This is a genomic window from Colwellia sp. MB3u-8, from assembly GCF_014076985.1.
GTDB lineage: Bacteria > Pseudomonadota > Gammaproteobacteria > Enterobacterales > Alteromonadaceae > Cognaticolwellia.
In genome coordinates this window covers 20,039-33,470 of the sequence record NZ_JACGVA010000038.1, presented here as the reverse complement: position 1 = coordinate 33,470, position 13,432 = coordinate 20,039, and the positions used below count along the sequence as shown (strand labels likewise).

The 13,432-nt window shown below is 39.0% G+C and carries 12 protein-coding genes; 9 read left to right on the top strand and 3 right to left on the bottom strand.

Translation table 11 applies throughout. From position 1 onward, the window contains the following. Nucleotides 1-72 precede the first annotated feature (72 nt). The 5 genes from glnK (at nt 73) to H4J54_RS03995 (ending at nt 5,799) form a co-directional block, all read left to right on the top strand. Nucleotides 73-411 (top strand): P-II family nitrogen regulator, encoded by a 339-nt coding sequence (glnK, locus tag H4J54_RS04015; protein ID WP_182189666.1) that lies wholly within the window; start codon nt 73-75, stop codon nt 409-411. Between the two features lie 78 nt (nt 412-489). Then, a complete protein-coding gene (locus H4J54_RS04010; RefSeq protein ID WP_182189665.1) occupies nt 490-1,782 on the top strand; it encodes an ammonium transporter in 1,293 nt (430 codons plus the stop codon). A 315-nt stretch (nt 1,783-2,097) separates the two neighbouring features. Beyond that, nucleotides 2,098-3,078: a phenylalanine--tRNA ligase subunit alpha gene (pheS, locus tag H4J54_RS04005; RefSeq protein WP_182136314.1), complete on the top strand. Its 981-nt coding sequence runs from the start codon at nt 2,098-2,100 to the stop codon at nt 3,076-3,078. 12 nt (nt 3,079-3,090) lie between these two features. Beyond that, nucleotides 3,091-5,502: a phenylalanine--tRNA ligase subunit beta gene (pheT, locus tag H4J54_RS04000; protein WP_182189664.1), complete on the top strand. Its 2,412-nt coding sequence runs from the start codon at nt 3,091-3,093 to the stop codon at nt 5,500-5,502. Nucleotides 5,503-5,505: 3 nt separating this feature from the next. Next, on the top strand, nt 5,506-5,799 hold the full coding sequence (locus H4J54_RS03995) for an integration host factor subunit alpha (protein WP_182189663.1): 294 nt from the start codon (nt 5,506-5,508) through the stop codon (nt 5,797-5,799). A 108-nt stretch (nt 5,800-5,907) separates the two neighbouring features. On the opposite strand, the gene H4J54_RS03990 is transcribed toward H4J54_RS03995, so the two are convergent. Next, the gene (locus H4J54_RS03990) at nt 5,908-6,426 is read right to left on the bottom strand and encodes a DUF2937 family protein (protein ID WP_182189662.1); all 519 of its coding nucleotides are present in this window, start codon (nt 6,424-6,426) and stop codon (nt 5,908-5,910) included. A gap of 184 nt (nt 6,427-6,610) precedes the next feature. Here H4J54_RS03990 and H4J54_RS03985 point away from each other — a divergent pair, with 184 nt between their 5' ends. From H4J54_RS03985 to H4J54_RS03970, 4 genes are all read left to right on the top strand, one after another. Then, complete coding sequence (locus H4J54_RS03985) at nt 6,611-8,398, top strand: ABC transporter ATP-binding protein/permease (protein WP_182189661.1); 1,788 nt, start codon at nt 6,611-6,613, stop codon at nt 8,396-8,398. 86 nt (nt 8,399-8,484) lie between these two features. Continuing rightward, complete coding sequence (locus H4J54_RS03980) at nt 8,485-9,033, top strand: DUF1415 domain-containing protein (protein ID WP_182189660.1); 549 nt, start codon at nt 8,485-8,487, stop codon at nt 9,031-9,033. A 235-nt stretch (nt 9,034-9,268) separates the two neighbouring features. Continuing rightward, the gene (locus tag H4J54_RS03975; RefSeq protein ID WP_182189659.1) at nt 9,269-10,057 is read left to right on the top strand and encodes a hypothetical protein; all 789 of its coding nucleotides are present in this window, start codon (nt 9,269-9,271) and stop codon (nt 10,055-10,057) included. 56 nt (nt 10,058-10,113) lie between these two features. Beyond that, nucleotides 10,114-10,971 (top strand): glucosaminidase domain-containing protein, encoded by an 858-nt coding sequence (locus H4J54_RS03970; protein ID WP_259366954.1) that lies wholly within the window; start codon nt 10,114-10,116, stop codon nt 10,969-10,971. A gap of 595 nt (nt 10,972-11,566) precedes the next feature. On the opposite strand, the gene uspE is transcribed toward H4J54_RS03970, so the two are convergent. Further along, nucleotides 11,567-12,499, bottom strand: coding sequence for a universal stress protein UspE (gene uspE, locus H4J54_RS03965; RefSeq protein ID WP_182189658.1), 933 nt, complete (start codon nt 12,497-12,499; stop codon nt 11,567-11,569). 173 nt (nt 12,500-12,672) lie between these two features. Then, a complete protein-coding gene (fnr, locus tag H4J54_RS03960; protein WP_182189657.1) occupies nt 12,673-13,392 on the bottom strand; it encodes a fumarate/nitrate reduction transcriptional regulator Fnr in 720 nt (239 codons plus the stop codon). Nucleotides 13,393-13,432 lie beyond the last annotated feature (40 nt).

Genomic DNA, 13,432 nt, shown 5'->3' with positions numbered 1-13,432 from the left:
AATGGTGCTTAGTGTTATTGAAATAATAAGATTCAAACTTAAATTGACCGTGAATGCACTAAAGGTGATCGAATGAAATTAGTAACAGCAATTATTAAACCCTTCAAAATGGATGATGTCCGCGAAGCGTTAAGTGAAATTGGTATCGAGGGTATGACAGTGACAGAAGTGAAGGGCTTTGGTCGTCAAAAAGGTCATACCGAACTTTATCGTGGCGCAGAATACTCTGTCGACTTCCTCCCTAAAATAAAATTTGAAATTGCGGTTAAGGATGACTTTGTTGAACGGGTTGTTGACACTATTGTTAGCGCTGCTCAAACGGGAAAAATAGGAGACGGCAAAATATTTGTCACCAATATTGAGAACATCACCCGTATTCGTACCGGTGAAGTAGATGATGACGCCATTTAATCAAGCTTTATCGAGCAATAAAAATAAAATTGGCTGTTCAGTCTAAAGCCTAAAATGATTTAAATAGTGGATGTAAAAATGAATAAAATAATTATCGCACTTTTCGCTTTAACTTTTTCTCTACCAAGCTTTGCTGAAGAAGCAAGCCTTAATGGTGCCAATACCGCGTGGATATTAACAGCCACAGCACTGGTATTATTGATGACTTTACCGGGCCTAGCTTTGTTTTATGGCGGCCTAGTGCGTCGAAAAAATATTCTGTCAATTTTGATGCAATGTTTTGCCATTGCTGGCGTTTCATCCATTTTATGGTTTATTGTCGGTTACAGTTTAGCCTTTGGCGAAGGTAATGCATGGATTGGCGACTTTAGTAAAGTGCTGATGGTTGGCATGACCAAAGAAACCCTTGCAGGGGATATTCCTGAAAGCCTATTTATGCTGTTTCAAATGACCTTCGCGGTGATCACACCGGCGCTAATTATTGGTGCTTACGCTGAAAGAATGAAGTTTTCTGCGGTATTGCTGTTTTCAGGGTTATGGTTGTTAGTGGTTTATGCACCGGTTACTCATTGGGTTTGGGGTGGTGGCTGGCTTGCACAAATGGGCGTTTACGATTTTGCCGGTGGTATTGTTGTTCATATTACTGCTGGTGTTGCCGCACTTGTAGCAGCGTTAGTGTTAGGGCCTCGTCACGGCTTCCCAAAAACGCCGATGTTGCCGCATAACCTAACCATGACAGTGACAGGCGCGGGTATGTTGTGGGTTGGTTGGTTTGGTTTTAATGGTGGTAGTGCTCTAGCGGCGAATGGTGATGCAGCAATGGCCATGTTAGTCACGCATTTGTCTGCTTCAGCTGGGGCGCTCACTTGGGCTGCTATCGAGTGGAAAAAGTTTGGTAAAGCCAGTGTACTTGGCGCCGTAACCGGTATGGTTGCAGGCTTAGGTACGATTACACCCGCATCAGGTTTTGTTGGGCCAGGCGGTGCTTTAATTATTGGTGTTTCAGCGGGTGTTGTTTGCTTTTATTCTACGGTTTACATTAAACATAAACTGAAAATTGATGACTCATTAGATGTTTTTCCTGTGCATGGTATTGGCGGTATTTTAGGTACGTTACTTGCGGGTATTTTTTCTTCAACTGAGCTAGGAGCCTTTAGTGGTTTTGGTTACGCTGAGGGTATTAGTACCATGATAGGACAGGTAACCGTGCAGCTAGTTGGTATTGGTGCGACTATTATTTATACCGCGATTGTCTCTTACCTATTATTTAAATTAGTGGCGTTAATGACCAAGGGATTACGTGTGTCGAAAGACCAAGAAATCACCGGGTTAGACATAACTGAACATGACGAAGTGGGTTATAACCTTTAAGCACTAACTATTTAATCTATCATAGGAAAAGGCTGTAACAGGCCTTTTTCTAATATCCCCACCGAGTATATTTTTAATTCCAAACGCCATTATGGTTAAAATCAGTTACTTTTATAAAAGTATAAGTTAAATAGCACTGTTTTTTCTTGAAAAACGTAGATTTACCCTACTTTATCTACGATTTATTGTGTAAAATTATCTATCATTTTATTAATCGAAAAAGTCTAGCTAAAGGCCAATATTAGGCCGATGTTAATGTCCGATATTTTTATACTAAAAAACTATCGGCGCTTTAAACACGCTTTAGAGGAACTCATGAATTTAGACGATATTATATTGCAGGCAGAACAAGCCATTGCGGCGGCGACTGACCCTGCAGAACTTGACCAAGTTCGCGTTAACTTCTTAGGAAAAAAAGGTTTGTTCACTGAACAAATGAAAGGCCTAAGTAAGTTGTCAAAAGAAGAGAAGCCCAAAGCGGGTCAAGTGATTAACATCGCTAAACAGCAAGTGCAAAAGTTGTTAACTGAACGTGGTGAATTGCTACGTGCACAAGTTATTAAGCAACAACTTGCTGCGGAATCTATTGACGTAACCTTGCCAGGTCGTGGTGATGAGTTAGGCGGTTTACACCCGGTTACGCGCACTATAGAGCGTATCGAGAGTTTTTTTGGCGATTTAGGCTTTTCAGTAAAACAAGGACCTGAGGTTGAAGACGACTTTCATAACTTTGATGCCTTAAATATCCCAGAGCATCATCCGGCTCGCCAAGACCACGATACTTTTTACTTTAATCCTAAGTTAGTGCTGCGTACTCAGACCTCTGGCGTGCAAATTCGCACCATGGAAAAAGAACAACCGCCGTTGCGAATTATCTCACCCGGTAAAGTGTATCGTAATGATTATGACCAAACCCATACACCTATGTTTCATCAAGTAGAAGGGCTAATGGTTGATAAAGATGTCAGTTTTACGCATTTAAAAGGTGTTTTACATGACTTTTTACATCACTTTTTTGAAGAAGAAGTAGAAATTCGCTTCCGCCCGTCATATTTCCCCTTTACTGAGCCTTCTGCAGAAGTAGATATCATGGGTAAAAATGGCAAATGGTTAGAAGTATTAGGCTGTGGCATGGTGCATCCCAATGTACTGCGCAGTGTTGGCATTGATCCTGAAGTTTATACCGGTTTTGCCTTTGGTATGGGGGTTGAACGTTTAACCATGTTACGTTACGGCGTCAATGACTTACGTTCATTCTTTGAAAATGATCTTCGCTTCTTAAAACAGTTCAAGTAGGAAAGCCATATAATGAAATTTAGTGAATCTTGGTTACGTGAGTGGGTAAATCCTGCTATATCTTCAGATGAATTAGCACATCAAATTACCATGGCTGGCCTTGAAGTTGACGCCGTAGAACCTGTTGCAGGTGAGTTTAGTGGTGTGTTGATTGGTGAAGTGGTTGAATGCGGCCCGCATCCTGATGCTGATAAACTACAAGTAACAAAAATAAATTTAGGACCTGATTACAATAATGGCGAGCTCGCTGATATTGTTTGTGGTGCTAAAAACTGTCGTTTAGGCTTAAAAGTTGCCGTTGCCACCGTTGGCGCTGTTTTACCGGGCAACTTTAAAATTAAAAAAGCAAAACTGCGTGGCGTAGCATCAAACGGTATGCTGTGTAGTGAGTCAGAAATAGGTTTATCTGAAAGTGCTGACGGCATCATGGAGCTAGCAAGTGATGCGCCGATCGGTATGTGCGTGCGTGAATACCTTGATCTTAACGATGTAACCATAGATGTTGATTTAACTGCGAACCGTGGTGATTGTCTTGGTTTAAAAGGTCTTGCACGCGAAGTAGGCGTATTAAATAGCTTAAGCGTTACTGAGCCAAACATTACGGCCGTTAAGCCCACTATTGACGATACCCTTGCAATTACCTTATCAGCTGAAAAAGCTTGTCCGCGCTATTTAGGGCGAGTTATTAAAAATATTAACATTAAGGCCCAAACGCCTTTATGGATGGTGGAAAAACTTCGTCGTTGTGGCACACGTTCAATTGACCCTGTGGTTGACGTAACTAACTACGTCTTACTAGAGCAAGGCCACCCGATGCATGCTTTTGACTTATCAGCAATCGAGGGTGGTATAAACGTACGTTACGCCAATGAAGGCGAGAAGTTAACCCTGTTAGATGGTAATGAAGTCAGCTTATCACCACAAACACTCGTCATTGCAGACCAAGAAAAAGCACTCGCTATGGCGGGTATTTTTGGTGGTTTAGCTTCAGGTGTTACTAGTGAATCTACAGACATTTTTCTAGAAAGTGCCTTCTTTGCACCTTTAGCTATTTTAGGTAAAGCCCGTCAATATGGTTTACATACTGACGCATCACATCGTTATGAACGCGGTATTGACCCTGAACTACAACGCGATGCGATGGAACGTGCGACTAAGCTTTTACTTGACATTGTCGGTGGTGAAGCAGGTCCAATCGTTGAAGCAGCATCAAAAGAACATATTCCTGCCGAACGAACAGTGATACTTCGTCGGACAAAACTTGATAGTCGTATTGGTCATCACATTGATGATACTAAGGTTAGCGAAATATTAACGCGCCTAGGCTTTACTGTCGCAGAAAAGGGTACAGAGCAAGATAAAGTTTGGACCCTTGTTGTACCCGCATATCGTTTTGACATCAGCATTGAAGTTGACTTAATTGAAGAAGTCGCCCGCATTTTTGGTTACAACAATATTCCCAATGTTTCGCCAAAAGCCACCTTAGCAATGCGCGAGCAAAAAGAAGCTAAGTTACCTTTAAGCAAATTACGTCATGTTTTAGTTAACCGTGGTTACCAAGAAGCGATTACTTATAGCTTTGTTGATCCAAAGGTACAAGCGCAGCTTCATCCTGGTCAGGCCACTATGACCTTACCACATCCTATTTCATCTGAAATGTCAGAAATGCGGGTGAGTTTATGGACAGGATTATTGCAATCAGTTGTCTATAATCAAAATCGTCAACAACACCGTGTGCGTTTATTTGAAACAGGTTTACGTTTTATTCCGGATGAAAGTGTTGAAAATGGTGTGCGCCAAGAGAATATGATCGCCGGTGTGCTTAGTGGTCAACGCAGCGAAGAGCATTGGGATATTGAAAAAGCAGCAACAGATTTTTACGATATTAAATCTGACGTTGAAGCCTTGCTTGGTTTAACGAGCGACGAAAGTGCATTTGTATTTTCAAAGGCTGAAGTAGAGGCTTTACACCCAGGACAAACTGCCGCTATTCACAAAAATGGTGTGCTGGTTGGGCATGTTGGAGCCTTACATCCTGAATTAGAACGGAAATTAGGCCTTAACGGTCGGACATTAGTTTTTGAACTTTTATTGTCTGAAATTTGTACACAGAATATACCGCAATCGCGCGACATATCTCGCTTTCCGGCCAATCGACGCGATATTTCTGTAGTGATTGAAGAGCAAGTTAGTGCAAATAAAGTACTACAACTTATTGAAAAGGTTGGCGGAAATTATTTAGTTGATCTAAACTTGTTCGATGTATACCGAGGTAATGGTATTGACTCTGGTTTTAAGAGCTTAGCAATAGCAATGATATTGCAAGACAATAATAAAACCTTAGAAGAAAAGGATATCACTGACGTGGTTAACCGTGTGGTTGACACCTTGAAAATTGAACTAAATGCATCTCTGAGGGATTGAATAATGGCGCTAACAAAAGCAGAAGTAGCAGAACATTTATTTGAAAAAGTTGGGCTGAGTAAGCGCGACGCAAAAGATATGGTTGAAGTGTTTTTCGAAGAAGTTCGTGAAACACTCGAAGCAGGCGAGCAAGTGAAATTGTCTGGTTTTGGGAACTTTGACCTTAGAGTGAAAAATGAACGTCCTGGACGTAACCCTAAAACGGGTGAAGATATTCCAATTTTAGCACGTAAAGTGGTGACGTTCCGCCCAGGTCAAAAACTTAAAAGTCGTGTTGAAAACGGTAACGGCGAATAAGTTAGCAAGTCAGTTTTGCATTAGTATCCTATAAAATACCGTATAAAAAAGGTTGCTTTGGCAACCTTTTTTATTGTGAAAAAAATAGCGCTTCTTTCAAATATGACTTTAAATAAGCGTAGTTTTCTTGCTTTTAAAAGTACGTTTAATAGTGAGTAGCATTAACTCTTTCAATAATAATGCGCCAATCGCCAGTGTTGCACCGGTAGCAATAGCATTTAATTCAAGTGGAATAGCCATAGAAAAATGCTCTGCAGTCCCACGAGCAATTTCTTGATCTAAATGCCAAATGAATTGATAAACGCTATGGAGATAATCTGCTTGGGTAATTTGCGTTAAATGACTGACTAGGTATTCAACACGAGCGGACAAACGCTCAATGAGCTCACCTGTGCTGATAATAGACGCTTCAGTATTGTCTTTGTAACTTGTAATCATGGTGATTAGACTGCCATCAAAGTGTTGTTGAGCGATGTTCTCAAATTGGCTTAATTGCGAGCTAGCTTCAGTTAATTGGCCAGCGAGTCGCTGTTGATATTGCTGCATAAACTCAGGCAGTTGCACGCCTAATATAAAAGTAAGCGTGAAAAAACAACGATCAATAACATTGTTAATTAAGGCAAACATAATGGCTAGTTACCCTGTTAGTAGAATAGCCTCACGTTAGCACAACTTCTGACAAAGTTCATCGGCAATATAATGTTAATTCAAAAGTCAGGTTTTTCAGATATTCGTACAGAATCAATGTTAATATACTGACCATCAAAGCAGTTGATTTTGACTGAAATTCAATTGGAAATTACTAGCGATTATGCGCAGATCCTCTCATCAACCCGATCATGAAGTCACCACCTTTAATTGGCGTGTTGTTAAACTTTTACTGCCCTATTTATTTGAATTTAAAGCACGTATCTTTTTAGCCTTAGCCTGCTTAGTGCTAACAAAAGTTGCCAGTGTTTATTTACCTTTTATTCTTAAAGATATTGTTGATATTTTAGATAACCAAGAAGAAAACCGAGTTTATTTAGTCCCCTTTGCGCTAGTGGGTGCTTATGGCTTGGTAAGACTAACCACGGTTATATTTGCAGAAATTCGCGATACTTTATTCGGCCGAGTAACTGAACGGGCGATCCGCAGAATTGGCTTAAAGGTTTTTCAGCACCTACATAAGCTAGATTTAGACTTTCATTTAAATCGCCAAACCGGTGGATTATCGCGTGATATTGACCGTGGTACCTCGGGTATTAATTTTTTAATGCGCTTTATGGTTTTTAATATTATCCCCACCTTAATTGAAATTATCATGGTGGTGGGTATTTTGTTCTTTAATTATGGCATTTGGTTTGCGCTAATTACCCTATCTTCTATTGTGTTCTATGTGGTGTATTCTGTTTATGCGACAGATTGGCGCACACGTTTTATACGCGAAGCCAACAAGGCAGACTCATCAAGTAATACCCGTGCTATCGACAGTTTACTTAATTATGAAACGGTAAAATACTTTACCAATGAAGATTTTGAAGCAAAAGCATACGACAGCCAATTAGCGACTTGGGAACAGGCGAAAATGAAGAATCGCTTATCTTTATTTGCCTTAAACGGTGGCCAAGCCCTTATTATCTCTTTTTCGATGACCGCTATGTTGGCATTAGCAGCATACGAAGTTACTTATGGAAAAATGACCTTAGGTGATTTTGTGCTGATCAACGCTTTCATGATGCAACTTTTTATCCCGCTGAACTTTTTAGGCTTTGTTTATCGCGAAATTAGAGGCTCATTGGCCAACATTGAGCATATGTTTGACCTGATGCTAAAGAAACCAAAAGTAGAAGACAATGACGATGCAGACACTTTGATCCTATCTGATGCGGAAATTAAATTTACAGATGTATCGTTTGCCTATGATATAAAACGACCCATCATCAAAAATATATCATTTACTATCAAGTCAGGACAAAAAGTGGCGGTAGTTGGTGAAAGTGGATCAGGCAAATCTACCTTAGTTAAGTTACTGTTTAGGTTTTACGATTGTGACAGTGGCAAAATAACCATTGATGGGCAAAATATACGTCAAGTAACTCAGCACTCGCTGAGAAAAAATATTGGTATTGTGCCACAAGATACCGTGTTATTTAACGATACACTTTTTGCCAATGTTAATTATGGTGCACCTGAAGCCAATGAAGAAATGGTCAATAAGGCTTTTAAGCTGGCGCATTTATCTGACTTTGTTAGTAGATTACCCGATGGCGCAAAATCTATGGTAGGAGAGCGCGGCTTAAAACTCTCAGGTGGTGAAAAACAACGTGTTGCTATTGCCCGTACTATTTTGAAAAACCCTCGCATTTTGGTGTTTGACGAAGCAACTTCTTCACTTGATAGTCAGTCAGAACAAGCAATACTCAGCGCCATTAAAGAAGTTGCCGAACATAGAACCAGTTTAGTGATCGCCCATCGACTATCCACGATAGTGGACGCTGATAATATTATTGTTATGCAACAAGGTGAAATTGTTGAGCAGGGTACACATCAAGGTTTATTGGTTAAAAAAGGCCATTACCACAAAATGTGGCAACTGCAACAAAGTGATAACAGCTAATAGCCTAGCGGTTGTTGAGCACCAGTAATGGCAGGTTAGTAAGCCAATACCCATATGTAAATAAGTAGAACATTGAGAAAGTTGTTATGAGCACAATAGATGAAGTTGACCAAACCAAACAATGGCTAGAGCAAGTGATTATTGGGCTCAATTTTTGTCCATTCGCAAAAAAAGAGTTTGTTAATCAAACTATTCATTATTTTACTAGCGATAAAGAACAGCTAAAGTCAGCGCTAGTTGAATTTTTATCGCAATGTCACTACTTACATGAGAATCCTGAAATAGAAACGAGTTTATTAATCTATAATCAAGGTTTTAGAGACTTTAATCGCTTTTTAGACTTGGTTGATTATGCCAATGACATTATTGTTGATTATAGTTTTGAAGGCATATTCCAAGTGGCTACCTTTCACCCTGAATATTGCTTTGCTGAGGCTGATTATGACGATGCGGGCAATTTTACCAATCGTTCTCCCTATCCTACCTTACATTTAATTCGTGAACACAGCATGGCAAAAGTGCTCAGTGTCTATAAAAACCCTGAGATTATTCCAGATAATAATATCGCTTTAGCCAAGAAAAAAGGCGCTCACTATTTTAAAACCTTGTTGATGAATATTAAAAACAATGCTTAACCTTTTATAAGGTTAAACACGGTTATCAGCAAGTCAGTTTTAAGGCATAGTTATCTCCTGTAAATTGGTATTTATGCAGTCAAGTTAACTGACTTACCCTATAACCTTGGTAAACTGGATAGGCTGAATGTTAATAACTTTTCTCTGCTTATTCACAGGCAGTGGTGAATTACGATATACTGGTAACAATTAAGACAAGCGTCAATGATACGCTTACTCATTAGGTAATATTTTTGTGGAAAAACTTCCTGTTGAAAACGTTGGTGGTAGTGTCGAAGAAGCTGTAAAAGGTGAATATAACCTTGATGTAGCAACTATATTGAAAGAAGGCTGGCAAATAACCTTAAAATCGCGCATGGCGATTAATTTGGGGCTGTTTACCTGTTTGATGATTGGCATGTTGGTTTCATTGTTAGTGAGCAGCCAGTTAGGTGGCATTGAAGTGGCCATTCAAGATCAAAGATCAGCGACTTTACTTAATATTATCGTTACCTTAGTGGTTTATCCTTTTATCGTCGGCGTTGAAATGATGGGTATTTTCCATTCAGTTGGCTTAAAAACACGACCAAAATTGGTTTTTGGCTTTTTAAAGCGAGGCAGTTGGGTTGCTGTTAGTGCCTTATTAACCTCAACTTTGGTTACCATCGGCTTAACATTATTTTACTTGCCTGGCATATTTTTGGCGGTAGCCTTGTCACTTGCGTTGCCTTTGGTGGTAGAAAAAAAAATGTCACCTATAAAAGCCATTTCAATAAGCATTCAAGCTACGCGTTTTCAATGGTTTAAAATTTTCGCCATTTATTTGATACTGTCTTTGGCTGTACTGATATCAGCTTTACCTGTTGTAATGGCGGGTGAATCTGAACTTAGCTTTATCGCTATAGCATTTTTCCTATTTTGTTTAGCTTATATAGTGCCGTTGTTTTATAACGTAAAGGGAATTTTATACCGAGAAATTTTTGGTTTACAGATGGAAATAGCCGCTGATCAAACCAAGACAATAAATGACACCTTTTCGGCCTGATTACCGTATTTTTTCAGCAAATCAGACTAAAGATAATGGAATAAGGAGCTATTAGCTTGACGATATTTAATAAGCAAAACTTTTTAGGGTTTATTTTTTTAGTTTTGCTGAGTGTAGGGTTAATCGCACCATTTACCTTCTTACCTTTGCCTCAGAGTATACCGACTGAAGAGCCGGTGTCGGTGATACCGAAAACGAAAACGGTTAAGAAGGTCATTAAAATAGTTGAGCAACCGTTACACAAGGTCATTTTACCCGACTTCGCTAAAATTCGTGATGTAAAAGAAAAGAAACGTCGTTTTTTTGCTTTTATTAAACCCGCAGTACAGGCAGAGAATAAAAAAATACTTATTTTGCGTGCCGAAGTGGCACGCTTAATTGCGCAATTAACCTTAGAACAGCCCTTTAGTGCGGAAGAATACACTTTAGTAAGCAGTTTGAGCAAAAAATATAAAGTCAGTGAAAAGTTTTCTCTATTACGACAATTATATGAATTACAGCTTAAAATTGACATTATTCCACTAGCACTTGTTTTAGTGCAAGCGGCCAATGAATCTGCTTGGGGAACCTCTCGCTTTGCTCGAATAGGTTTAAACTTTTTTGGCGTCTGGTGTTATAGGAAAGGTTGTGGCATGGTGCCGGGTAGTCGTAATACCGGTGCTAAGCATGAAGTCGCCGCTTATAGCTCTATTAGTTTAGGTATCGCACGTTATTTACACAATATTAATACTAACGGCGCCTATACGGTATTTAGATCGATTAGAGGCCAATTACGCGATCAAAACCAACCACTAGCGCCAGAAATTCTTGCAACAGGATTAATGCGTTACTCTGAACGTGGGATAGATTACGTGTTGGAATTAACTGATATGATCCGCCATAATCGACATTACTTCGCGTTATATAATAAATAAGCGATAATAAATAAGCGCTATGTCAATGTGCTATTCCTAATTTATTTATAAAAATAAATTTATAAATAAATTCAAATGTACGTCGATTAAAAATTTGCGCTTGAATTGCCTTTAAAAAGTAGACCGTCCTCAGTTTTTTATCAGCAAAAGTAATAACCTCTAAATTAACTGCTGCCTTATTATAATGCCATCACAGGTAACCGTTTGGTATTATTTACCTTGAGGACATTATCGTCATATACTTTTCGCTCTCGGCTGTTAAAGCTTCAGTAATAGTGTGTTTGGCTTGAAGAAAGGGTCGATTTTGCATCAGAGCTCTTGGTAAATCCCTAATACCAATCTCACTAATTATCTGATCATTTTTACTGGTTAAAATAACCTACTACTGCGTTATTTATTTAATAATTAGAACCACTAGTTATTAAATAAATGCCTTATATTTGGCCATTTTTCCTGCGTATAAAGTAGACCACCTAATTAATGAAATGGGTATAATAAATTTCAGCGCATAAGCTAGTTTAAGTTATTAAACAAGAAAAGTTGAACTAGGCGTTTAATGACCCAATTCAACTTTATTTAGGGATGTTTGCTGATATTAATCAACATCAAGTGGTGAAATGTAACCATCGGGTTTTAATGCTAATACATCACAATTAAGCCTATCAATAACATGCTCTGCGGTGTTACCAATTAACGCTGCCGATAAACCGGTACGGCCAATAGTACCCAGAATGACTAATTCGGCATCTAATTCAGCCGCTATGCTTTGAATGATATCTTCCGGTAAACCTTCTTTAATATGGGTGTTTTCCGGCGCAATATTAAAGGCAGTTGCATGTGCTAACATCGCTTTTTGATGATGTTTTAACATCGAGCGATTATAATCGCTGGCATTAAACTCTGGGATTTCTATGGCGATATTAACTGGCGTACCCGGGAATGAGTTAACTAGGTGTAGATTAGCTTTCATGACTTGGGTCAGCTGTTTAGCTTCTGCTGTGATTTTGTTATTAAGTGCTTTATGTTCTTCCTCTTCACTACCAATGTTTAACGCCGCAAGAATATTACCGTTATCAGGCCACAAATGCTCTTTCACGAGTAAAACAGGACAAGGACATTTACGCAGAATATGCCAATCGGTAGGAGTAAATATGACAGATTTAAATTTGTCGTGTTGATGAGTACCTTTAATGACAATGTCATAACCATTATCGAGTACTTGAGCAATAATTTGCTCAAAGGGACGGTTATGCCATATAACCCGACAATCGATAGAAATTCCGCTTAAATCAAGGTCAGCGAGTAAAGACTCTAGCCATTGAGTGCGATCATTAATAACTGATTTTCGCATGGCTTCACGCTCATCACTTGACAGCATGGTGGTCATTTCATAAGAAAAATCATAGATGGTCAAAAATGCGGTAATGCTAGCACCTGTTTTACGCGCTAATTCTATCGCCCGGTTTACCGCTTTTTGCTCTTCTGTTGTTGGGTCAACAATCGCGAGTATTTTTTGATACTTTTCCATAGCTAATTCCTTTATCAATTGTCTACTAGTGTTATAACAATAGTCTACTTTCAAGCAACAATAGTTGTTTTAAATCACATTATTATGCTGTCGACGATAAATAATATTTCACGCTAAGCATAGCGTGAAATACCTTAATAAGGCAATGTAGAAAAGCTGGTGTTAGCGTTACATTAAAGTGCGGCGCATTCGTTTAATTTATCGAAACTTAGAATCGTAATGAGTTTACCATCAACTGTAATTAAACCATTTTTATGAAAGCGGTTAAGCAAGCGGCTGATAGTCTCAACCGTTAAACCAATATAGTTACCAATATCACTGCGGGTCATAGATAAACGAAATTCAGATGGAGATAATCCACGGGCATGGTAACGAATACTTAAGGTACTGATAAATGTTGCTAGTCGTTGCTCGGCATTTTTACGATTAAGTAATGTTAGCATTTCTTGATCTTCACGGATCTCAGTACTCATCATACGCAAAATTTGTTTTTTTAATTTTGGCATGCTGTTCGATAAATGATCGAGCGTATTGTAAGGGATCTCACAAACCATTGAGGTTTCTAGCGCTTTAGCGAAACTTGGATGCTGAGCATCGGCAATAGCATCAAAGCCAAGTAAATCACCCGCTAAATGAAAGCCAGTAATTTGTTCTTCACCGTGTTTATTAATGGTGTAGGTCTTAAATGTGCCCGAACGGATGGCGTAAAGCGCATGCATAGGTTGACCGTCGTTAAATATTTGCTCGCCTTTATGGATCGGCAGCTTACGGTCGATAATATTATCTAACGTTTCTAACTCTTTATCATTGAGAGAAAAAGGTAAACATAATTCACTAAGACTACAGTTTTGGCAGTGAATATGTTGATGAACAGTGCATGATTTATAACTCATAAGATCCTTTAAAATTTGTCATGATGTTGTCATGATGTTT